This is a genomic window from Dermacoccus sp. NHGro5 (assembly GCF_017565385.1).
GTDB classification, from domain to species: Bacteria; Actinomycetota; Actinomycetes; order Actinomycetales; family Dermatophilaceae; genus Dermacoccus; species Dermacoccus nishinomiyaensis.
Map to the genome: position 1 here is coordinate 63,948 of NZ_JAGEKQ010000032.1, position 21,504 is coordinate 85,451.

19 protein-coding genes are annotated in these 21,504 nt (G+C 68.4%); 9 read left to right on the forward strand and 10 right to left on the reverse strand.

Annotated features, from left to right (window positions below):
• Positions 1-66: 66 nt before the first annotated feature.
• The 4 genes from J4Z35_RS12230 to J4Z35_RS12245 all read right to left on the reverse strand — a co-directional run bounded on the left by J4Z35_RS12230 (position 67) and on the right by J4Z35_RS12245 (position 4,682).
• Positions 67-471 carry a nitrite reductase (NAD(P)H) small subunit gene (locus J4Z35_RS12230; RefSeq protein ID WP_006946104.1) on the reverse strand — a complete coding sequence of 135 codons (405 nt, stop codon included), beginning with the start codon at positions 469-471 and terminating at the stop codon, positions 67-69.
• Positions 468-3,104 carry a nitrite reductase large subunit NirB gene (nirB, locus tag J4Z35_RS12235; protein ID WP_208065619.1) on the reverse strand — a complete coding sequence of 879 codons (2,637 nt, stop codon included), beginning with the start codon at positions 3,102-3,104 and terminating at the stop codon, positions 468-470. The genes J4Z35_RS12230 and nirB overlap by 4 nt, the downstream gene beginning before the upstream one ends.
• A 213-nt stretch (positions 3,105-3,317) precedes the next feature.
• Complete coding sequence (gene pyrE, locus J4Z35_RS12240; RefSeq protein ID WP_038570314.1) at positions 3,318-3,872, reverse strand: orotate phosphoribosyltransferase; 555 nt, start codon at positions 3,870-3,872, stop codon at positions 3,318-3,320.
• Between the two features lie 27 nt (positions 3,873-3,899).
• On the reverse strand, positions 3,900-4,682 hold the full coding sequence (locus tag J4Z35_RS12245) for an SDR family oxidoreductase (protein ID WP_040014821.1): 783 nt from the start codon (positions 4,680-4,682) through the stop codon (positions 3,900-3,902).
• An 85-nt stretch (positions 4,683-4,767) separates the two neighbouring features.
• On the opposite strand from J4Z35_RS12245, the gene J4Z35_RS12250 reads away from it, so the two are divergent.
• Positions 4,768-5,556, forward strand: a complete 789-nt coding sequence (locus tag J4Z35_RS12250) for an exodeoxyribonuclease III (RefSeq protein WP_006946080.1) — start codon at positions 4,768-4,770, stop codon at positions 5,554-5,556.
• A gap of 207 nt (positions 5,557-5,763) precedes the next feature.
• Positions 5,764-7,236, forward strand: a complete 1,473-nt coding sequence (locus J4Z35_RS12255; protein WP_208065620.1) for an NAD(P)/FAD-dependent oxidoreductase — start codon at positions 5,764-5,766, stop codon at positions 7,234-7,236.
• Between the two features lie 76 nt (positions 7,237-7,312).
• On the opposite strand, the gene J4Z35_RS12260 is transcribed toward J4Z35_RS12255, so the two are convergent.
• The 5 genes from J4Z35_RS12260 to J4Z35_RS12280 form a co-directional block, all read right to left on the reverse strand.
• A complete protein-coding gene (locus J4Z35_RS12260; protein WP_208065621.1) occupies positions 7,313-7,687 on the reverse strand; it encodes a hypothetical protein in 375 nt (124 codons plus the stop codon).
• Between the two features lie 163 nt (positions 7,688-7,850).
• Positions 7,851-9,098 (reverse strand): sugar phosphate nucleotidyltransferase, encoded by a 1,248-nt coding sequence (locus tag J4Z35_RS12265; protein WP_243755060.1) that lies wholly within the window; start codon positions 9,096-9,098, stop codon positions 7,851-7,853.
• Positions 9,099-9,210: 112 nt separating this feature from the next.
• Entirely contained in the window at positions 9,211-9,726 is a 516-nt protein-coding gene (locus J4Z35_RS12270) for a tRNA (cytidine(34)-2'-O)-methyltransferase (RefSeq protein ID WP_208065622.1), read from the reverse strand.
• A gap of 19 nt (positions 9,727-9,745) precedes the next feature.
• Complete coding sequence (locus J4Z35_RS12275) at positions 9,746-11,407, reverse strand: AMP-binding protein (RefSeq protein WP_208065626.1); 1,662 nt, start codon at positions 11,405-11,407, stop codon at positions 9,746-9,748.
• 118 nt (positions 11,408-11,525) lie between these two features.
• Positions 11,526-12,152, reverse strand: a complete 627-nt coding sequence (locus tag J4Z35_RS12280; protein WP_006946248.1) for a TetR/AcrR family transcriptional regulator — start codon at positions 12,150-12,152, stop codon at positions 11,526-11,528.
• A gap of 167 nt (positions 12,153-12,319) precedes the next feature.
• Here J4Z35_RS12280 and J4Z35_RS12285 point away from each other — a divergent pair, with 167 nt between their 5' ends.
• Complete coding sequence (locus tag J4Z35_RS12285; RefSeq protein ID WP_040014822.1) at positions 12,320-12,886, forward strand: DUF4352 domain-containing protein; 567 nt, start codon at positions 12,320-12,322, stop codon at positions 12,884-12,886.
• Between the two features lie 261 nt (positions 12,887-13,147).
• Positions 13,148-13,582, forward strand: coding sequence for a lipoprotein (locus J4Z35_RS12290; protein ID WP_006946077.1), 435 nt, complete (start codon positions 13,148-13,150; stop codon positions 13,580-13,582).
• A gap of 93 nt (positions 13,583-13,675) precedes the next feature.
• On the opposite strand, the gene J4Z35_RS12295 is transcribed toward J4Z35_RS12290, so the two are convergent.
• The gene (locus J4Z35_RS12295; protein WP_243755061.1) at positions 13,676-14,353 is read right to left on the reverse strand and encodes an N-acetyltransferase; all 678 of its coding nucleotides are present in this window, start codon (positions 14,351-14,353) and stop codon (positions 13,676-13,678) included.
• Between the two features lie 340 nt (positions 14,354-14,693).
• Between J4Z35_RS12295 and J4Z35_RS12300 the strand changes: the two genes are divergently transcribed.
• From J4Z35_RS12300 to J4Z35_RS12320, 5 genes are all read left to right on the forward strand, one after another.
• On the forward strand, positions 14,694-16,271 hold the full coding sequence (locus J4Z35_RS12300) for a carboxyl transferase domain-containing protein (protein ID WP_040014862.1): 1,578 nt from the start codon (positions 14,694-14,696) through the stop codon (positions 16,269-16,271).
• A gap of 5 nt (positions 16,272-16,276) precedes the next feature.
• The gene (locus J4Z35_RS12305; protein ID WP_006946200.1) at positions 16,277-18,406 is read left to right on the forward strand and encodes a biotin carboxylase N-terminal domain-containing protein; all 2,130 of its coding nucleotides are present in this window, start codon (positions 16,277-16,279) and stop codon (positions 18,404-18,406) included.
• 155 nt (positions 18,407-18,561) lie between these two features.
• Positions 18,562-19,737 (forward strand): acyl-CoA dehydrogenase family protein, encoded by a 1,176-nt coding sequence (locus tag J4Z35_RS12310; RefSeq protein ID WP_006946270.1) that lies wholly within the window; start codon positions 18,562-18,564, stop codon positions 19,735-19,737.
• Between the two features lie 106 nt (positions 19,738-19,843).
• Positions 19,844-20,389 (forward strand): MaoC family dehydratase, encoded by a 546-nt coding sequence (locus J4Z35_RS12315; protein WP_006946184.1) that lies wholly within the window; start codon positions 19,844-19,846, stop codon positions 20,387-20,389.
• 88 nt (positions 20,390-20,477) lie between these two features.
• Positions 20,478-21,311, forward strand: a complete 834-nt coding sequence (locus J4Z35_RS12320) for a CoA ester lyase (RefSeq protein WP_040014823.1) — start codon at positions 20,478-20,480, stop codon at positions 21,309-21,311.
• Positions 21,312-21,504 lie beyond the last annotated feature (193 nt).

Genomic DNA, 21,504 nt, shown 5'->3' on the forward strand with positions numbered 1-21,504 from the left:
CGGTTGGCCGGGCACATCGCCACCGTCCCCGCCGCAGGCGACCGACCTGGCGAGGCGGCCGGACGATCAGCGCGTCGTCTGCTCCGGTTCTGCGTAGTCGCTCGTGCGCTCGCCCAACTCGATCATCCCGTCGCGCTCACGCACGGCCCAGGTGCCGAGACGGACGGCGCGGTCGGCGACGTCCTCGCCCGTCCGCACGTCGAAGGCCTGCTTGTACAGCGGCGACTGGATGACGTCGTACGTCTGACCGTCGAGAGTGCGCGTCCCGACGACGCCGCGGGCGATGACGTTCGCGAGGGCGTACGGGTCACGGTGGCCGACGGCGAACACCTCGTCGTTCGCGAGGCGCACGAGGGCGACCTGCGCGCCGTCCGGCGTGAGTGCCGCAACGGCCCGCTCCGGTGTCAGCCGGTCGACGGCGCACAGCGGGGTCCACGAGGTACCGGCCTCGCTAGGTGTGGGGGTTGTCATCCCTGGCCTCCTTGTGCAGCGCCTGCGCCGACGGGGATGCGCTCGCCTGCGATCCGGACGGGACGTCGGTTGGAGTCGATGAGTTCGAGGGTGGCGTCGGCCTTCTCGGCCGGGGTCGCCGGGCGGGGCTGGTCACGTTCCACGACGTAGAGCAGATCGGGGTCGACGTTCGTGTCGTCGTTGACGAAGGCCGTGAACCGGGCGAGCTTCTCAGGGTCCTCCAGGACGTCGCGCCACTCGTCGGAGTAGGCGTTGACGTGACGTGCCATCATCGCGTCGAGGTCGGCGCAGATGCCCAGCGCGTCGTCCATGATCACCTCGCGCAGGTGCTCGGCGCCGCCCTCGAGCTCGGCGAGCCACGGCGCGGTGCGCTGCAGCCGCTCGGCTGTCGAGATGTAGAACATGAAGAACCTGTCGATGGTGCGGATCAGTTCTTCTTCGTCGAGGTCCTCAGCGAGCAACTGCGCGTGCACCGGCTTGAAGCCACCGTTACCCCCGACGTAGAGGTTCCACCCGTTCTCCGTCGCGATGATGCCGGCGTCCTTGCCGCGCGCCTCGGCGCACTCGCGCGCGCACCCGGAGACACCCATCTTGAGTTTGTGCGGGCTGCGCAGCCCCTTGTACCGGGTCTCGAGGTCGATCGCGAGACGGACGGAGTCGCGCACGCCGAAGCGGCACCAGGTCTGCCCGACGCACGACTTCACCGCACGCAAGCTCTTGCCGTATGCCTGGCCGCATTCGAAGCCCGCGTCGAGCAACTCGCGCCAGATGGCGGGGAGCTGGTCGATGCGGGCACCGAACATGTCGATGCGCTGGGCGCCGGTGATCTTCGTGTAGAGGCCGTACTTCTCGGCGATCTGCCCGATCGCGACGAGACCCGACGGCGTCACCTCACCACCCGGGGTGCGCGGCACGACCGAGTACGTACCGTCCTTCTGCATGTTGGCGAGGACGTGATCGTTCGTGTCCTGCATCGTCGCCTGCTGACCGTCGAGCACGTGGCCGTTCTCGAGACTGGCGAGGATGTTGGCGATCGTCGGCTTGCACACGTCACAGCCACGCCCGGCGCCGAAACGCTCGATGACGTCGTCGAAGGACGTGAGCTTCGCGACCTTGATCGCGTTGAACAGCTGGCTTCGTGACAATGGCATGTGCTCGCACAACGACCTGTCGACCTCGATACCGGCCTTCGCCTGCTCGACCTCGACGAGCTTGATGACGAGCGGCAGGCATGATCCGCACGAGGTCCCTGCCTTGGTGCAGGTCTTGATGTCCGAGACCGTCGTGGCACCGTCCGCGAACGCCGCACGGATCTGGCCCGCACTCACGTTGTTGCACGAGCAGACGCCCGCGTCGTCGGGCAGTTCGAGGTTGATCTCGGCCTTCGCGCCGCGTTCGTCCTCGGGGATGACGAAGGCGCTCGGCGCTGCGAGGTCGTGGCCGACCATCGCCCGCAGGCTCGGGAACGCGCTCGCATCACCGACGAGCACTCCGCCGAGGAGGGTGTGTCCGTCATCGGCGACGACGAGCTTGCGGTACCAGCCGGTCATGGCATCCGAGTAGACGACCTCGCGCGCGCCGGGCGTCGCGGCGAACGCGTCGCCGAAGCTCGCGACGTCGACGCCCATGAGCTTGAGCTTCGTCGAGGAATCGGCGCCGTCGAAGTCCGGCGCTTCGCCGAGCAGATGCGCAGCGGCGATCTCGGCCATCGTGTACCCGGGTGCGACGAGGCCCCACACCTCCCCCTGGATGCACGCGACCTCACCGATCGCGTGGATGGCCGGGTCCGTCGTGGCGCAGTGGGTGTCGACGAGGACGCCGCCGCGAGGCCCGAGCTCGAGGCCCGCGGCACGCGCGAGTTCGTCGCGAGGACGGATGCCCGTGGCGAAGACGACGACGTCCACGTCGTCCCGCTCGCCACTCGCGTAGTCCATCGAGGCGACGCGACCGTCGTCGCCCGCGTTGATGCGTGCCGTGGCGGTCGAGGTGCGCACGTGCACGCCGGTGCCTTCGATGATGCGCTTGAGATCCTCGCCGCCTCCCGCGTCGACCTGCATGGGCATGAGGCGGTCAGCGAACTCGACGACCGTCGTATCCGCTCCCATCGCCTGCAGCGCGCCACCGGCCTCGAGGCCGAGCAGACCACCTCCGATGACGGCGCCGCGCACCTGCCGCTCGGGGTGGCGTCCGGCCGTGTCCGAGACGTAGCGCCGAAGCGCCTCGACATCGTCGAGGGTGCGGTAGACGAAACAACCCGTGACGTCGCGCCCCTCGATGGGCGGCACTGCGGCGTGCGAGCCCGTTGCCAGGATGAGGGCGTCGTAGGAGATGTGCTCGCCGCCCTCCGTCTCGACGGCTCGCGCGTCTCGGTCGATGCCGGTGACGAGCGTGCCCGTGCGCAACGTCACCCGTTCGTCGTCCCAGACACTCTCGTCGAGCAGCAGATCTGACGCGGTGGAGCCCGAGAAGAAGCTCGTCAGATGCACCCGGTCGTACGGCGCGAACGGCTCGTCACCGATGACCGTTAGCGAGACGCGGCGCGCGTCGTCCTTCGCGAGGAGCGTCTCGGCGAACTTGTGGGCCACCATCCCCGCGCCGATGACGACGACGTGGGTGGGTCTGTCTTGGCGCATGCTTCCTCCGGAACGGGTCGTGTCATCCCACCGTACGAGCGCACCGGGACGTCGGCGAAGGGGCCATGGTCCCGATTCACCGGGTGTTCACCTGCAGCGGTGTCCAGCTCCGTGGCGACGGGCGCGCACCCCTGAGGCACAGACGAACGAGCCGCCACCGGTGACGGTGACGGCTCGTTCGCGCACAGCCAAGAGGCGCGGCGTGACAGACGCTCAGGCGAGGCCGAGATCTTCCATCGAGAAGGCGCTGACGTAGGTGAGGCCCTCGGCCTCGATCTTCTCCTGCGCACCGGTGGCACGGTCGGCGATGGTCGCGACGCCGACGACCTCGGCGCCCTCCTCACGGCACGCGGCGACGGCTTCCAGCGGCGAGGCACCCGTCGTCGTCGTGTCCTCGACGACGAGCACGCGGCGACCCTTGATCGAGGGGCCCTCGATGCGCTGCTGCAGGCCGTGCGCCTTGCCGGCCTTGCGGACGACGAACGCGTCGACCTGCTCCCCCGCAGCAGCCGCAGCGTGCAGCATCGACGTCGCGACGGGGTCGGCACCGAGCGTCAGACCGCCGACGGCGACGTAGTCGAAGTCCTTCGTCAGATCGCGCATGACGCGTCCGACGAGCGGCGCAGCCTCGCCGGAGAGAGAGATGCGACGCAGATCGACGTAGTAGTCGGCCTCCTTGCCGCTGCTCAACGTCACCTTGCCGTGCACGATGGCGTTGTCCTTGATGAGTTGCAGCAGGCGGGCGCGGTCTTCGGCGATGTTCGTCATGCCGTCCATTCTATTGGCGGGGGCTCCTCAGTCGCGTGGCCGATGACGGTTGCTCAAAGCGCCCGCGCGCACGATGGAGCGCGGCACGTGGCGCAGCAACTGCGTCGCGACCTTGTACTGCTTCCCAGGCACCGAGATGACGCGCCCGGCGTCGACGTCGGCGAGGCAGTCGCGCACGAGGCGGTCGGCGTCGAGCCAGAGTCGCTTGCCGATGGCCGAGGTCTTGTCGACGTCGATGTCGGCGCTCGCGTGGAAGTCGGTGTGGGTGAAACCCGGGCACAGCGCGGTCACCGTGACGCCGGTGCCCGCGAGCTGGCCGGCGAGCGACTCGCTGAACACGGTGACATACGACTTCGCCGCCGAGTAGGTGCCGCTCGCCATGAACCCCGCGACCGACGAGACGTTGATGATCGCGCCCCGCCCCCGCTCACGCATCGCGCGGCCTGCGGCGTGGCTGAGCACGACGACGGCCTTGACCATGACGTCAACGGAGGCGATCTCCTTCTCGACGTCGGTGTCGAGGAACGCCGTCTTGAGCCCGAAGCCGGCGTTGTTGACGAGCACCTCGATGGGGTCGCTCGCCTGCGCGACACGCTCGGCGACGCGCTTGAGATCGTCAGCGTTGGCGAGGTCGGCCGCCAGGACCTCGGCGTGCACGCGGTAGCGCTTCTCGAGGTGTGCCTTGAGCTCCTCGAGCCGGTCGGCGCGCCGCGCGACGAGGACGACGTTGTCGCCGCGCGCCGCCAGCTGCTCGCAGAACTCCTTGCCGATGCCGGCGCTCGCGCCGGTGACCAGTGCCCATTTCGTCATGCTCACCACTGTGCCACTCGTCGCCGACAACCGCAGGATCCCGCTGGTTTCGAGGGTTGTCGCAGGGCCCGTCTAGGGTTGAGGCATGCGAATCGCCACGTGGAACGTCAACTCCATCCGCACCCGCGTCGACCGCGTCATCGCCTTCCTCGAACGTGGTGACGTCGACGTGCTCGCCATGCAGGAGACGAAGTGCAAGGACGAGCAGTTCCCCATGGCCCGCTTCGAGGAAGCCGGGTACGAGGTCGCCCATCACGGGCTGAACCAGTGGAACGGTGTCGCGATCGCCTCGCGCGTCGGCCTCGAGGACGTGCAGATCGGCTTCGAGGACATGCCCGGCTTCGGCGACCCCATCGCCGCGGAGGCCCGCGCCATCGCCGCCACGTGCGACGGGGTGCGCATGTGGTCGCTCTACGTGCCGAACGGTCGCGAGATCGGCCACCCGCACTACGAGTACAAGCTCGACTGGCTCGCCGCGCTGCGCGCCGACGGCGAGAAGTGGCTCACCGAGAACCCCGAGGCGCAGATCGCGCTGACGGGTGACTGGAACATCGCGCCGAGAGACGAAGACGTCTGGGATCCGGCGTTCTTCGAGGGCAAGACGCACGTGACGCAACCCGAGCGTGACGCGTTCCAGGCGATGATCGACACAGGCTACGCCGACGTCGTGCGCCCGCACACGAACGAGCCGCGCACCTACACGTACTGGGATTACACGCAGCTACGTTTCCCCAAGAAGCAGGGCATGCGCATCGACTTCGCCCTGTGCTCCCCCGCCCTCGCCGGGCGCGTCCAGGGCGCCGTCATCGACCGCGACGAGCGCAAGGGCAAGGGCGCGAGCGACCACGCGCCCGTCATCGTGCAGCTCGACTGACAGCGTCTTGACTGACGAGTCGGCTGGCAGCCTGACGGCGCACGGTGCGATCAGCCGAGCCCAGCTGCGTCAGTCCGTGTCGTTCGAGTCACTCCTGCGTGACGCAACCGGCATTGACTGACGCAGTGGCGGCGCGAGCAGCGCCATCACGCGCCGTCGGCTGTGTCGGTGCGCGATGGCGGCGGTCGGCCCCGTTAGGTTGGTGCGGTGAGCACTGTGGCAGAGGTGGACGTCGTCGTCGTCGGCACCGGTTTCTCCGGGATCGGCATGGCCGTGGCGCTGCAGGACGCCGGCCGCAGCTTCGTCATCCTCGAGAAGGCCGACGAGATCGGTGGCACGTGGCGCGACAACCGTTATCCCGGTGTTGCCTGCGATGTGCCGAGCCACCTGTACTCGTTCAGCTTCGAGCTCAACCCGTACTGGTCGCACACCTATTCGCGCGGTGACGTCATCCAGGACTATCTGCTCGCCGTCGTCGAGAAGTACGGACTGCGCGAGCACATCCGCTTCGACACGGCGCTGCATGCCGCCGACTTCGACGAGTCGAGCGGCGTCTGGACGATCGCGACGCACTCCTCGGACGGTTCGACGCACACCGTCACCGCCCGCGCACTCGTGCTCGGCGTCGGCGCGCTGCACCTGCCGCACATCCCCCTCATCGACGGGCTGCACACGTTCGCCGGCGAACTCATCCACACCGCAGCCTGGCCTCGCGACAGTTCGATGTTCGGCCGCCGCGTCGGCATCATCGGCACGGGCGCCTCGGCTGTGCAGTGCATCCCGGCGCTCGCCGAGGACGCCGAGCACCTCACCGTCTTCCAGCGCAGCGCACCGTGGATCATGCCGCAGCGCAACAGCGAGTACTCCGACGCGACGATCGACCGCTTCCGGCGTCACCCCGCGCTCATGCGGGCGCATCGGGCTGCACTGCGCCGACGCAACGACCTGCGTGCCGTCGCGTTCGACAGCCAGCCGCGGCTGCTCGAACTCGCCTCCCGCGAGGCCCGACGGCACCTGGCCAACCAGATCACGGATCCGCAGTTGCGCGAGAAGCTGACCCCCACCTACACGATGGGGTGCAAGCGCGTCCTGCTGTCCGACACGTACTACCCTGCCCTCGCGCGCACCGACGTCGACGTCGTGACCGACGACGTCGTGGGCGTGACGCCCGACGGCGTCGTCACCGCCGACGGAACCCTGCACGAGGTTGACGCCCTCGTGCTGGCCACCGGCTTCGACCCCCGCGGCTCGTACGCCCACCTCGACATCACCGGGCGTGACGGCCGCTCGTTCGCCGAGGAATGGCAGACCGGTGTCGAGTCCTATCTCGGCGTGACGATGGCCGACTTCCCCAACCTCTTCATGCTGCTGGGGCCCAACACGGGCCTCGGGCACACGAGCGTCGTGCTCATGAGCGAAGCGCAGATCGCCCACGTCATGACGCTGCTCGACGAACGCGATCGCCGCGGCGCCCACGCCGTCGAGGTGCGCCCCGAACTCGTGCCCGCCTTCACGCGTGAGATGCGCGAACGCAGCCGTCGCTCGGTGTGGACGCAGGGCGGCTGCACCTCCTGGTACCTCGATGACGACGGCGAGAACCGCACCCTGTGGCCCGGCGGGGTCGGCGAATACGAACGGCGCCTCACCGAGCCGTCGGCCGTCGACTTCCTCTTCACCTGAGCACGCCGGCGAGCCGGCCGGAGTCGTTCGCCTTACCTGCGCTCCCGCGCCTTGTCATGCGCGAACGACAGCCCGGCTACCGTCGCCCGATGCCTGCGAGTTGCGCCTGACGATGGCGCTCCCGATGGGTCATCCGTGCGAGGACGAGTTGCTCAGGCGTCCGACGGTTCTTGGCCTGCTGGAACGAGACGGCGTAGATGAGCGGGCCCACGACGGGCAGGACGCCGACGAGCAGGGCCCAGCGGTACATGGCGTCCTCGGTGTCGGCGACGAGGCTCGGCCACTTCTTGAGGCTGCGGGTCGCCACGATCGCACCGGTGAGCCACAGCGCCGGGGCGACGACGAAGAGCAGGACGGCGACGACGACGAACCAGTGGATGAACGTCGCGAGCGCTTCCGCGTTGGGGTCGTCCGCGACCGCGAGCACGCCGTGAGCTTTGAAGATAGTCATGCGTCGACGGTAGGCATGTCACGGGGTGTACCGTCGGCGCCGGCCGCAAACCCTGTGGACGAAGGTGCAGGACGGCCGCGGAAGGCCGCGCAGCCGTCATCGTCCACAGCCGTCGGCGCCCCGGCGTCACCCCACGGGGTTGCCGATGCGCCCCCGGCGCGGCTCAGCCGACGACGTCGCCGGGGTCGATCTGCTCCCCTGGCTTCACGACACCGCGCACGGTGGCACCCGCGCCGATGACGGCGATGTCGGCGTCCCGCGCCTTGGTGGCCGCGGGGGCTGCCCCCACGCGCGCATCCCGGCGCACCGCGACGTCGACGTCGACGATCGCGGTGCGCACCTCGGCACCCTTCTCGATGACCGCGCCGTCGAGCACCACGGCATCCTCGACGACGGCCCCCGCGCGCACGATTACGCCGGGCCCGAGCACCGAGCGGCGCACGGTGCCTGAGATGTCGCACCCTGGCGACACGTAGGACGCTTCGACGAGCGCGTCCTCCCGCACGCGGGCGGCGCACTTGTTCGTCGCGAGGGTGCGCATCGGCCACGCCTCGTCGTCGAAGATCGGCACGTCACCACGCACGAGGTCGCGGTGGGCCCGCAGGTAGGTCTCGGGGCGGCCCATGTCCATCCAGTACCCCTCGAGCGCGTGGGTGCGCACACGTCCACGCGCGACGAGCGTCGGGATGAGGTGCTCGGCGAAGTCGCCGAGGCCGGTCTCGTCCTCACCGTCGGCTTCAGGGCGCGTCGCCTTCTCGGCTTCGTCGAGGGCGTCGAGCAGCGCCGCCGTGCGGTAGACGAAGACCTCCGCGGAGATCGTTCCGTGGGCCGGGTCCTCGGGCTTCTCGTCGATGCGGGTGACCTTGCCGGTGGCGTCGCTCGTCACGACAGCCTTGTTCGACGCCTCCGTCACGGGCACCTCGGTGGTGACGATGGTGAGGTCGGCGCCCTTGGCGAGGTGAGCGGCGACGACGTCCCGCAGGTCGAGCGTGAACACCTGGTCGGCGCTGAGCACGACGGTCACGTCAGCGTTCTCGTCGGCGATCTGATGGCGGATGCGGTACAGATCGTCCGCGTTGCCGGTGGCGAACCCGCCCGTGCGCGCGGCGTCGATCTCCTCGGGCACGATGCGGCGGAAACCGCCGTCGTTGCGGTCGAGATCCCAGGGGCGCCCGTGCTGCAGGTGCTTGTCGAGCGTGCCCGCGCGGTACTGCACGGAAACCCAGACGCTGGAGATGCCCGAATTGACGAGGTTCGACATGGCGATGTCGATGAGCTGGTGCGTGCCGCCGAACGGCAGCGCCGGTTTCGCGCGGTGCGTGGTGAGCACACCCATCCGTGAGCCCTTACCTCCGGCCTGGACGATGGCGAGCACGCGCGGAGCGTCGGTCAGGGGCATGTGAGCGGCCATGCCGCCATCCTGCCAAGGCGACCTCCCCGCGTCGAGCCGGCGTCGCATCGTGTGTTCGCGTCCGCCCCGCCGCGCACCCCACACCGGGCACCTCGCGTCTCACGCGGGACGATCACGCCTTCCGTCCTGGGGCGTCAGCGCTCAGCGCCTCGAGGGTGCCGGTGCCATCGTCGGCGGCGCCGGTGAAGCCGAGCTGACGCCATGCCTCATACGCGACGACGGCGACCGCGTTGCCGAGGTTGAGGCTGCGGTTGTCGGGGCGCATGGGGATGCGCAGTCGCTCGTCAGCGCTGAACGTCGCGAGGAGATCGTCAGGCAATCCCGTTGCCTCGCAACCGAAGACGAGGACGTCGTCGTCACGGTAGTCGACGGCGTCATACCGTCGCCGGGCATGCGACGTCAGCGCGAGCCACCGCCCGGGGCAGGCTGCGCGGGCCGAGTCGACGTCCGCGTGCACGTGGACGTCGGTCAACTCGTGATAATCGAGCCCACCACGACGCAGCAGGCGGGCGTCCATCGAGAAACCGAGCGGTTCGACGAGGTGCAGGCTCGCGCCGACGTTCGCGGCGAGGCGGACGACGTTGCCGGTGTTGGGCGCGATCTGCGGCGCGACGAGGACGATCTGCACGCCCGCGAACCTACCAGCGTCACTTCATGTACTGCGGCGCCTCTTCGCGCAGGTCGATCTTGCGGATCTTGCCCGTCACCGTCATCGGGAATTCATCCATGACGCGCACGTAGCGCGGCACCTTGTAGTGCGCGAGCTTGCCGTCGCAGTAGGCGCGCAGCGATTCGACCGTCAGCGGCTCCGCGCCGTCGATCATGCGGACGCACGCCATGAGTTCCTCGCCGTACTTCTCGTCGGGCACGCCGATGACCTGCGCGTCGACGATGTCGGGGTGGTTGTAGAGGAACTCCTCGATCTCTCGCGGGTAGATGTTCTCGCCGCCGCGGATGACCATGTCCTTGATGCGCCCCGTGATCGCGACGTACCCGTCGTCGTCCATGGCGGCGATGTCGCCCGTGTGCATCCAGCCGTCGACGATGGCTTCGGCGCTCTTGTCGTCCTGGTTCCAATAGCCGAGCATGACCGAGTACCCCTTGGTACACAGCTCACCCGGCTCACCGCGCTTGACGGGCTCGTACGTGACGGGGTCGACGACCATGACCTCGAGGTGCGGGCCGACGCGCCCGACCGTCTGCGTGCGCTGCTCGACGGTGTCGTTCTTGCGTGTCTGCAACGACACGGGCGAGGTCTCCGTCATGCCGTAGCAGATGGAGACCTCCTCCATATGCATGCGCTCCATGACCTGACGCATGGTGTGCTCGGGGCATGGCGAGCCGGCCATGATGCCGGTGCGCAGGCTCGTCAGGTCGTAGCGGTCGAAGTCGGGCAGCGCGAGTTCGGCGATGAACATGGTCGGCACGCCGTAGAGGCTCGTACACCGTTCGTCTACCACGGTCTGCAGGGTGAGGGCGGCGTCGAAGCCGGGCGCGGGGATGACCATCGTCGCGCCGTGCGAGGTGCAGGCGAGGTTGCCCATGACCATGCCGAAGCAGTGGTAGAACGGCACGGGGATGCAGACGCGGTCCTCGGCTGTGTACGAACAGAGTTCGCCGACGAAGAAGCCGTTGTTGAGGATGTTTCGGTGACTCAGCGTCGCGCCCTTGGGGAAGCCGGTCGTGCCGCTCGTGTACTGGATGTTGATGGCGTCGGTGTTCTTCAACGTCTTCTGGACGGCGGCGAGGCGCTCGCGTCCGCCCTCCGCGGCGAGAGCCTTCGCGCCCGCGTCGGCGAGGTCGCTCCACGACGTCTCGCCGATGAGAACGACGCGCGCGAGGTCGGGGCACTCGCCGCGCACCTGCTCGATCATGCGCGCGTAGTTGCTCGTCTTGAACTTCGGGGCGGCGATCAGTGTCGTGATGCCGGCCTGGCCCAGCACGTACTTGAGTTCGTGGCTGCGGTAGGCGGGGTTGATGTTGACGAGGATGGCGCCGATCTTGGCCGTCGCGTACTGGGTGAGCGTCCACTCGGGGCAGTTGGGCGCCCAGATGCCGACGCGGTCGCCCGTCGCGACGCCGGCGTCGAGCAGGGCCAGGGCAAGTGCGTCGACGTCGTGGAGGAACTGCGTGTACGTCCAGCGACGGCCGCTCACCACGTCGACGAGCGCCTCACGATCGGGATGTGCAGCGACGGTCGCGTCGAGGTTGTCGCCGATCGTCTGCTCGATCAGAGGCGATTCGGGCGCCCCACGCGTGTGGCTGAGCGTCGGGTCGAGGTCGTTCTCGAGGGTGTCGGTGGCGGACATCGGCTCTCCTCCGGTCGCGTCATCCGTGACTCGCATCACAGGATTTTAGTGAACCACATCACACCGTCTCGGTTAATGGTTCTTAACTGAATTTCTCGACGGGCGGAACGACCCGGCTTCACCCAGCAGGGCGCAGCGCCGCGAGCGCCATCGCGCGCAGGACGGCTCGGGTGCGTTCGCGGTGAGCTTCGACCGCGGTCTTCGTCCTGCCGGTCGAGTGCGGCGTCGAGTTGAGCGCGCCGAAGCCGGCGTGGGCCTTGATGCGGGCCTCGTCGTCGCTGAGAGAGGGGTCGACGTCGCGCAGCACACCGACCCAGATCTCGACATATTGGCGCTGCAGCTGCCGCACGTCGCGACGAGCGGCTGCGTCGAGGCTTGCGAGATCGCGGCCCTGCACGCGGATGAGCGCCGGCTTGGTCAGGGAGAAGTCGATGTGGAAGTCGACGAGGTTCTCGAGCGCCTCGTCAGCCGTGGCGGCGTCAGCGACGACGCGCGAACCGTTCTCGAGGAGATACCGGCTGATGCCGACGAGCAGTTCGGCGAGCACCGCTTCCTTGTTCGCGAAGTGGCGGTAGACGGCGGGGCCGCTGATGCCGACCGCGCTGCCCAGGTCTTCGAGACGCACCCCCGCGAGCCCACGCTCGGCGATGAGGCCCGCAGCGGCATCGAGGATCTGCTGACGCCGGGCAGCCTTGCTGCGCTCCCGGGCCGTCAGCTCCGCGCCTGCCGCGACGTCGAGCGCCATGCGAACCCCCGTGGGCGAGAGACAGATACCAACGATTGAGTTAATCACAATGAACTGAGTGTGGTTGACCTCGACGGACTCCTCATGGCGCACCAACGCAGGCAGTCACCCAAAGAAGTCACCTCGCGAACCCCCGCGAAAGATACGAAACCCTCCATCTTGGCCGCATGCGCAATCTGAAGATTTGCTCCGTGGCGGCTGCCCTCGCCCTGTGCGGCTGTTCGTCAGAGGTCAAGAACACGAACGACGCCCCTGGCAGCAACACCCCCGCCTCGTCGGCCTCGTCAGCCGCCGGGGAAGGCACGACACCTCAGACATCCAGCTCAGCGACCTCTACGTCATCTGACGAAGTCAACAGCAAGACCAAGCCCTTCGGATCCACGTTCACGTGGGACGACGGCGTCGCGATCACCATCTCGAAGCCTCAGCCCTTTCAACCGTCTCCCTACGCAGCCTCTGACACCAAGTTCAAGAAGTTCGTCATCGTCGATGTCACGTTGAAGAACGGATCTAAAGAGCCCTACAACGCCATGACGCTCACGACCACAGCCACGAGCGGAGATAAGCAATCCGACGGGGCCTTCGACACCGAGAAGGGCGTTGATCTGCCCACCGCTGACATTCTCCCCGGCAAGACGCTCACTTGGAAGCAGGCCTACGGTGTCGACGCCACGGGCGACCTCGTCATCGCGGTTGAAAACGGCTTTGGCAACGCAAAGGGCTATTACAAATAGGACAGCGCCCCGACGGGGTTGGACAAGATCACTGCGGCGGCGCTGATCATCACGGTACAGCCGCCTCTCATACGGAACTACTGCGGCGCCCCGTGAACTCGGAAGGGGACGGAGGGCCTCAGCGTCCGTTATCCCGGTTCATCCTTAAGCCACCACATCGGCGCAAGCCCCGGACATGAGAGGTCCCTGCCGTGCGTGACGAGTTGGACACAAGCATGACCAGCGAGACTTAAGCCAGGGAACTCAGCCTAAGGTCGATCTATGAACAAGACCAGCCTCCTCGCCCTGACCGCGGTCCTCGCCCTCGCCGGTTGCTCGAGCAACGACACCGACAAGGCCGAGGACGCCGCAACCAGTGCTGCGTCGCAGGCCACGAGCGCGGTGGCGAGCGCAGGCTCCGCAGCATCGAGCGCAGCCGGCGATGCCAGCTCCAAGGCCGTCGGGGCACAGGCCGAGCCGTTCACCATGCCCGACGAGACCGGCAAGACCTTGCAAGCCGCGCAGGACGACGTGCAGCGGGTCTCCGGCAACCCGCTCTACGTCTCGCACTCGGACGACGCGCTCGGCACGAGCCGCCCCCAACTGCTCGACAAGCACTGGAAGGTCTGCTCACAGACCCCTGCGGCCGGAACCGAGGTCAAGGACGGCGTCGACGTGCGGTTCAAGACCGTCAAGCTCGACGAAACCTGCCCCTGACGTAGCGTCGCCGACGCCACACGTTGTCGCGCCTCAGGGGCCTCGCGACGCTCCCTCACACGCGACGCTGGGCGCCGCATGGGCCGACCACCCTCATTGGCTCCGCTCAGACGCCACGACGGGGTGCGCCGGCCGCCACCCCAGGCGCGCGAACGGCTCAGGGTAGGTGATGACGCCGCGCGGTCCGGCGTGTGCCTGGCTTTCAGCGTCACCGTCGCGCCCCCAGCCGTCCGCGAGAGGACGCGCCTGGAAGAACTCACCCCATGACGGGTCTGCGCTGATGCCGAGATCCGCAGCCGGCACGAAACCCAAACGCGCGTGATAGCCCGGCCCACCCAGCAGGACGATGACGCTCGCGCCCGCCTGGCGAGCAGCGCCCAGAGTCGCCCCCATCAACCGTGACCCGATGCCCTGCCCCTGCCTCGACGGCTCGACCGACAACGGCCCCAGCCCGAGCGTCGGCGCCCCGTCGAGGTCACCCCCGGTCGCCATCACGTGCCCGACGATTCTGTCCCCATCGAGTGCGACGAACGCGAACCTCGGGTCGTACGAAGCCGATTCGCGAAGCCAGCCTACGAGCGTCGCCTCACCGGGAGCCCGACGCACCGGCGACGGCATCGACGCCGACGCCAGACTCGACGCCTGCGCCGCGCTCTGGTCGGACGACCCGCAGGCCGCACCCCCGAGCGTCACGACGAGCGTCGCTCCCGCTCCCACAGCCGCCCGTCGCCACGACTGAGCATGATTCGTGAATTCATCCCTGCGAGTCATCAGATCCCCCTGGTCCCCCGCGGCCGTCGCAGCCTCGACGGCCGCCGCCAACCGGCCGCGCACATGCGCACCTCACTCACCAGGACGCTCGCCTCGCCGACTCGTAAAGCCCTTGGCACGAATGCGACACGGACGGTTGACGACGCCAGCCGCCACAAGCGGCCCACCGCCCACCGCTCACTGCGACGACTCCCGCCACGTGCTCGGGCGAGGACACCCGGGCAGACCTCCCCGCTCACCACACTTGAGTTAATTGTGATTAACTGAATGCGCGAGTGGCGCAGGTCACGTGATCGCTCGCACCGACCCGTCCCACCGACGTCACGGGGTGAGCGAACGCATGGCCTTCGACCAAGCCGCCAACCGAGCCGAGCATCTGCGCCTGCTCGACGATCTGAACGACAAGCTGGCCCGCGCTGCGAAGGGTGGCAGCGACAAGTCGCGCGAGCGCCACGTCGCCCGCGGCAAGCTGTTGCCGCGCGACCGCGTCGAGACGCTGCTCGATCCGGGCAGCCCGTTCATCGAGCTCGCGCCCCTCGCCGCCGACGGCATGTACGACGACGAGTGCCCCGGCGCCGGCGTCATCGGCGGTATCGGCCGCGTCGAGGGTCGCGAGTGCGTCATCGTCGCGAACGACGCGACCGTCAAGGGCGGCACGTACTACCCGATGACGGTGAAGAAGCACCTGCGCGCGCAGGAGATCGCGCGCGAGAACAACCTGCCGTGCATCTACCTCGTCGACTCCGGCGGAGCGTTCCTGCCCAAGCAGGACGACGTGTTCCCCGACCGCGACCACTTCGGCCGCATCTTCTACAACCAGGCGACGCTGTCGGCGAAGGGCATTCCACAGATCGCCGCCGTCATGGGTTCGTGCACCGCCGGCGGCGCCTACGTGCCCGCGATGAGCGACGAGACCGTCATCGTGCGCGAGCAGGGCACGATCTTCCTTGGCGGCCCGCCGCTGGTGAAGGCTGCGACGGGCGAGGTCGTCACGGCCGAGGATCTCGGTGGCGGCGACCTGCACTCGAAGGTCTCAGGCGTCACCGACCACCTCGCCGATGACGACCACGACGCGCTCATGACGGTGCGCAGCATCGTCAGCACGCTCGGGCCGAAGCCCGAAACCCCTTGGCGCACCGTGGAACCGCGCGACGCCGTGCATGATCAGGAACGCCTCTACGACGTCGTCCCCGTCGACCTGCGCACACCGTACGACGTGCACGATGTCATCGAGACGATCGTCGACGCCGGCGAGTTCCACGAGTTCAAGGCCGAGTACGGCAAGACGCTCGTCACCGGGTTCGCGCACATCCACGGCCACCCCGTCGCGATCATCGCGAACAACGGCGTGCTGTTCGGCGAATCCGCGCAGAAGGGCGCGCACTTCATCGAGCTTGCCGACAAGCGCAAGACGCCGCTGCTGTTCCTGCAGAACATCACCGGTTTCATGGTGGGCCGCGAGTACGAGGCCGGGGGCATCGCCAAGCACGGCGCGAAGATGGTGACGGCCGTCGCCTGCGCGCGCGTACCGAAGTTCACCGTCGTCATCGGCGGCAGCTACGGTGCCGGCAACTACTCGATGTGCGGGCGCGCCTACTCGCCGCGATTCCTGTGGATGTGGCCCAACGCGCGCATCAGCGTCATGGGCGGTGAACAGGCCGCGAGCGTGCTCGCGACGGTGCGCGGCGACCAGCTCGAAGCCGCCGGCACCCCGTGGAGCGACGACGACGCCGAGACGTTCAAGGCCCCGATCCGCGAGCAGTACGAGACGCAGGGCAACCCCTACTACTCGACCGCCCGCCTCTGGGACGACGGCGTCATCGACCCCGCCTCCACCCGCGACCTCGTCGGACTCGCCCTCGAGGCCTGCTCCGGCACCGACCTGCCCGACGTCAGCTACGGCGTCTTCCGGATGTGAGTGAGATGACCTCGAACACGACCTCCGCCCCCGACACGAACGTCGAGAAGCGCGACATCGCAACGGTTCTCATCGCCAACCGCGGCGAGATCGCCGTCCGCGTCATGCGCACGCTGCGCCGCATGGGCATCCGCAGCGTCGCCGTCTACACCGACGCCGACGCGAGCGCGCTGCACGTGCGCGAAGCCGACGTCGCCATCAACCTGGACCGTCTCGACGTTGCGCGCGGTGACGCCAGCGCCCCGGTTCGCACGAACTACCTCAGCATCCCCGCCGTCATCGAGGCGTGCCGCATCAGTGGCGCCGACGGCGTGCACCCGGGCTACGGGTTCCTGTCGGAGAACACCGCGTTCGCGGCTGCGTGCGAGGAGGCGGGCATCGCCTTCCTCGGCCCCGGCAGCCGCGCCATCGAGACGATGGGCGACAAGATCACGGCGAAGACAGCCGTCAGCGCGTTCGACGTGCCCGTCGTGCCCGGCCTCGCCCGATCCGGCCTGAGTGACGACGAGCTCGTCGCGGCCGCGAGCGAGGTCGGTTTCCCCGTCCTCATCAAGCCGAGCGCCGGCGGCGGCGGCAAGGGCATGCACGTCGTCGAGCGTGCCGAGGACATGGCCGACGCCGTCGCGCGCGCCCGTCGGGAGGCCGCCTCGAGCTTCGGCGACGACACGCTGTTCCTCGAACGGTTCGTGCTGCGCCCGCGGCACATCGAGGTGCAGGTCATCGCGGACAAGCACGGCAACGTCGTGCATCTCGGCGAGCGCGAGTGCTCGCTGCAGCGCCGTCACCAGAAGGTCATCGAAGAGGCACCGTCACCGCTGCTCGACGACGCCACGCGTGCACGAATCGGCGAAGCGGCCTGCAACACAGCACGATCCGTCGACTACGTCGGTGCGGGGACGGTCGAGTTCATCGTCAGCGCCGACGCGCCCGACGAGTTCTTCTTCATGGAGATGAACACGCGCCTACAGGTCGAGCACCCCGTCACCGAACTCGTCACCGGCCTCGACCTCGTCGAGTGGCAGGTGCGCGTGGCCGCCGGTGAGCCGCTCGGGTTCACGCAGGACGACGTGACGCTGACGGGCCACGCCATCGAGGCGCGCGTGTACGCCGAGGACCCGGCGCGCGGCTTCCTACCCACCGGCGGCGAGGTCATCTCGCTGTCCGAGCCGACGGGCGCCGGGGTGCGCGTCGACTCGGGGTTGCGCGTCGGCACGATCGTCGGCAGCAACTTCGACCCGATGCTGAGCAAGGTCATCGCCTACGGCCCCGACCGCGCGTCCGCCCTGCGAGGCCTCGACGCGGCGCTGGCGAAGACGCACATCGGCGGCGTCGTGACCAACATCGATTTCTGCCGCTTCCTGCTCGCCGACCCCGACGTCATCGCCGGGCGCCTCGACACCGGCCTGCTCGACGCGCGCGTCGCCGACTACGTCGCCACCCCCGCGCCCGACGGCGTGCTCGTCGCCGCAGCGTCGGCCTCGTTGGGGCTCGCCGGCGGTGGCGACCTGTGGGCCGGGCGAGACGGATGGCGCACCGGCCACAACAGCCCGCGGCGCGCCCGCTTCGCCGTCACCGACCCGAGTGAGGATGCCAGCGGCATCGTCGAGGTCGCCCTCGTGCATCACCGCGACGGTGATGACGTCACGATAAGCCGCGACGTGCCCGCCTCCGTGACGGCGGCCCGCGGCGACGGGGAGACAACGCGGCTCGCCGTCGTCATCGAGGGCGAGGAGACCGACGGCACAACGCGATTCGTCATCGACGCCGATGGCGAACGCCGCACGTACCGAACGGCGATCTCGAGCGACAAGAGCAGTACCCGCACGGTCTGGGTCGACTCACCCGACGGGACGTTCTCGCTCAAGGAGGCACCACACGTCAGCCTGCGCGCGTCGGCTGCGGCCAGCGCGGGTGGTGACATCACGAGCCCGATGCCGGGCGCCGTCATCGCCGTGCAGGTGGCCGATGGTGCCGAGGTGTCGGCGGGCGACGTCGTCGTCATCGTCGAGGCGATGAAGATGGAGCACTCCCTCACCGCACCGATCGACGGCACCGTCGAGATTCTCGCCCCCGCAGGCACTCAGGTGGCCGTCGACGAGGTGCTCGCTCGCATCACACCGCCCGACGCCTCCTGACCCCATCCCTCTGCATCCCACCCCACTCTTTCCGCCTCTTCAGCCCTTCGCCGAGCCCTGACCCCCCGCCGAGCCTTGACCCTCTGCGTGCAAGTGCACCCGGGTTCACTTGCACGCAGAGGGGGTAGACGCCCACACACCCGTAGGAGACCGCCATGACCGACTTCATCGCGCAGGGAAATCTGCCCGACGAGTACGCCGACCTCGCGAAGGGTGTGCGTGACTTCGCGCAGCGTGTAGTCGCGCCTGTGTCGGCGCAGCACGACAAGGACCACACGTTCCCGTACGAGGTCGTCTCCGGCATGGCGGAGATGGGCCTGTTCGGCATCCCATTTCCCGAGGAGTTCGGTGGCATGGGCGGCGACTACTTCGCCCTGTGCCTCGCGCTCGAGGAACTCGCGAAGGTCGACCAGAGCGTCGCCATCACCCTCGAGGCGGGCGTCGGGCTCGGCGCGATGCCGATCTACCGCTTCGGTTCGCAGGAGCAGAAGGAACAGTGGCTACCGATGCTCGCGTCCGGTGAGGCGCTCGGCGGCTTCGGTCTGACGGAGGCCGGCGCCGGTTCTGACGCGTCCGGCACGCGCACGACGGCCAAGGAAGACGGCGACGAGTGGGTCATCAATGGCTCGAAGCAGTTCATCACCAACTCGGGCACCGACATCACGAAGCTGGTGACGGTGACGGCGGTGACGGGCGAGTCGCAGACAGCTGACGGGCGCGTCAAGAAGGAGATCTCGACGATCATCGTGCCGGCGAACACGCCGGGTTTCACGGCTGAGCCCGCCTACGACAAGGTCGGTTGGAATGCCTCCGACACGCATCCGCTGTCGTTCTCGGACGTGCGCGTGCCGAGGGCGAACCTGCTCGGCGAACGCGGTCGCGGGTACGCGAACTTCCTGCGCATCCTCGACGAGGGCCGCATCGCCATCGCGGCCCTGGCGGTCGGTGCGGCGCAGGGATGCGTCGACGAATCGGTGAAGTACGCAAAGGAACGTCAGGCGTTCGGGCACGCGATCGGCGAGTACCAGGCCATTCAGTTCAAGATCGCCCGCATGGAGGCGCGGGCTCACACGGCGCGTTCGGCGTACTACAACGCCGCGGCACTCATGCTCGCCGGCAAGCCGTTCAAGAAGGCCGCGTCGATCGCGAAGATGGTCGCGTCGGAGTCCGCGATGGACAACGCCCGCGACGCCACGCAGATCCACGGCGGCTACGGCTTCATGAACGAGTACGTCGTCTCGCGTCACTACCGCGACTCGAAGATCCTCGAGATCGGCGAGGGCACAACCGAGGTGCAGCTCATGCTCATCGCCCGCGAACTGTCCTTGTGACCCACGATGTTGCCCGGGTTTCGGGGCGCAGGCGCCCCGAAACCCGGGCAACATCGACTCGACGAAAGATCGACTCGACGAAAGATCGACTCGACGAAAGGCCGTCATGCCCCTTCCTGAAACACCCCAAGACGCCTCGAGCGACGACGCCGCTACCGGCCCCGAATCGGGCGAGCGACAGCCCAAGCGCATCACGCAGCGGGGACTGTGGTTCGAGGAGTTCGAGGTCGGCGCGATCTACGAGCACCGCCCCGGACGCACCGTCACCGAGGCCGACAACGTGCTGTTCACGACGTTGACGATGAACACGCAGGCCCTCCACCTCGACGCCGACTACGGAGCGGGGACGGAGTTCGGCGAGCGCCTCGTCAACTCGATGTTCACGCTGTCGACGCTCGTCGGGCTGTCGGTCGCCCAGCTGACGATGGGAACGATCGTCGCGAACCTCGGGTTCAGCGAGATCAGCTTTCCCAAGCCGATGCGCCACGGTGACACGATGTACGCCGAGACGCTGATCGAGGACAAGCGCGAATCGAAGTCGCGCCCCGGCCAGGGCATCGTCACGCTGCGGCACGTCGCGAAGAACCAGCACGGTGACGTCGTCGCCGTCGCGGTGCGTCAGACGCTCGTGAAGTGCGCGCCGTCGGCCTGATGCACACCTGGTGACGGTTGGGGTGGATGGGGACGTTCGGACGTCACCATCCACCCCAACCGTCACCGTCTACCGACCGGAGGAACTCATGGACACAAGCACCTCGTGGACGATGCCGGGGCCGGGCTGGCTCTTCTGCCCGGCGGACCGCCCGGAGCGCTACGCGAAGGCCGCTGCGGCGGCGGACGTCGTCATCCTCGATCTGGAGGACGCCGTGAACCCGGCGGACAAGCCCGCGGCACGTCAGGCCCTCATCGACGCATTCAATTGTGACGGCGCACCGGACGTCGAGACGATCGTCGTGCGCGTCAACGCCGCGACGACGGACGAGTTCGCCGCCGACCTCGTCTGCCTGGAGCAGCTACCCGTCCGTCGCGTCATGCTCGCCAAGACCGAGACGCGCGCCGACGTCGACGCGCTGCCAGACCACGACGTCATCGCCCTCATCGAATCTCCTCTGGGTGCCGTCAACGCCGCCGAGATCGCTGCCGCCCCGAACGTCGCCGGGTTCATGTGGGGCTCCGAGGACCTGACGGCGGGCCTCGGTGGGCGCCGCAGTCGCCTGGCCGACGGGAGTTACCACCCGATCGTTCAGCAGGTGCGCGGCAACGTCCTGCTGGCCGCGAAGGCGCATGGCTGCTTCGCACTCGACTCCGTGTTCATGGACATCGGCAACCTCCTCGCCCTGCGCGCCGAGGCCGATGACGCCGTCGCCATCGGTTTCGACGCGAAGGTCGCCATTCACCCCAAGCAGGTCGCCACGATCCGCGACGCCTACGCCCCGGCCGATGAGCAGATCGACTGGGCCACGCGCCTCATGGACGCGGCGAAGCACGAACGCGGCGTGTTCACGTTCGAGGGACAGATGGTAGACGGGCCGGTGTTCAAGCAGGCCGAGCAGATCCTGCGGCGCGCGAACTGACGCAACGCGGCCGGTGGGGCAATGACGGGGGCTGCTCCGAGCTGGCGCTGCGGCGGCGTCCCGGGCCCGCTCATCCCGCATCGCGGCCACGTCGGGCCCTCGACGGCGAGGTCCCGGCAGGCCCTTGATGGCGGGCCGGGCATGCAGGCCACCGAGGTCAACGTCGACGCCCAGCGGTAGAGGCCACCGTCAT

Bases quoted from the DNA above. Each gene is read 5' to 3' on its own strand.
- J4Z35_RS12250 (WP_006946080.1), top strand. From the start codon at position 4,768: ATGCGAATCGCCACGTGGAACGTCAACTCCATCCGCACCCGCGTCGAC.
- J4Z35_RS12320 (WP_040014823.1), top strand. From the start codon at position 20,478: ATGGACACAAGCACCTCGTGGACGATGCCGGGGCCGGGCTGGCTCTTC.
- J4Z35_RS12295 (WP_243755061.1), bottom strand. From the start codon at position 14,353: ATGACTCGCAGGGATGAATTCACGAATCATGCTCAGTCGTGGCGACGG.
- J4Z35_RS12305 (WP_006946200.1), top strand. From the start codon at position 16,277: ATGACCTCGAACACGACCTCCGCCCCCGACACGAACGTCGAGAAGCGC.
- J4Z35_RS12245 (WP_040014821.1), bottom strand. From the start codon at position 4,682: ATGACGAAATGGGCACTGGTCACCGGCGCGAGCGCCGGCATCGGCAAG.
- J4Z35_RS12230 (WP_006946104.1), bottom strand. From the start codon at position 471: ATGACAACCCCCACACCTAGCGAGGCCGGTACCTCGTGGACCCCGCTG.
- J4Z35_RS12285 (WP_040014822.1), top strand. From the start codon at position 12,320: ATGCGCAATCTGAAGATTTGCTCCGTGGCGGCTGCCCTCGCCCTGTGC.
- nirB (WP_208065619.1), bottom strand. From the start codon at position 3,104: ATGCGCCAAGACAGACCCACCCACGTCGTCGTCATCGGCGCGGGGATG.
- pyrE (WP_038570314.1), bottom strand. From the start codon at position 3,872: ATGACGAACATCGCCGAAGACCGCGCCCGCCTGCTGCAACTCATCAAG.
- J4Z35_RS12315 (WP_006946184.1), top strand. From the start codon at position 19,844: ATGCCCCTTCCTGAAACACCCCAAGACGCCTCGAGCGACGACGCCGCT.
- J4Z35_RS12275 (WP_208065626.1), bottom strand. From the start codon at position 11,407: ATGTCCGCCACCGACACCCTCGAGAACGACCTCGACCCGACGCTCAGC.
- J4Z35_RS12280 (WP_006946248.1), bottom strand. From the start codon at position 12,152: ATGGCGCTCGACGTCGCGGCAGGCGCGGAGCTGACGGCCCGGGAGCGC.
- J4Z35_RS12265 (WP_243755060.1), bottom strand. From the start codon at position 9,098: ATGGCCGCTCACATGCCCCTGACCGACGCTCCGCGCGTGCTCGCCATC.
- J4Z35_RS12290 (WP_006946077.1), top strand. From the start codon at position 13,148: ATGAACAAGACCAGCCTCCTCGCCCTGACCGCGGTCCTCGCCCTCGCC.
- J4Z35_RS12300 (WP_040014862.1), top strand. From the start codon at position 14,694: ATGGCCTTCGACCAAGCCGCCAACCGAGCCGAGCATCTGCGCCTGCTC.
- J4Z35_RS12260 (WP_208065621.1), bottom strand. From the start codon at position 7,687: ATGACTATCTTCAAAGCTCACGGCGTGCTCGCGGTCGCGGACGACCCC.
- J4Z35_RS12310 (WP_006946270.1), top strand. From the start codon at position 18,562: ATGACCGACTTCATCGCGCAGGGAAATCTGCCCGACGAGTACGCCGAC.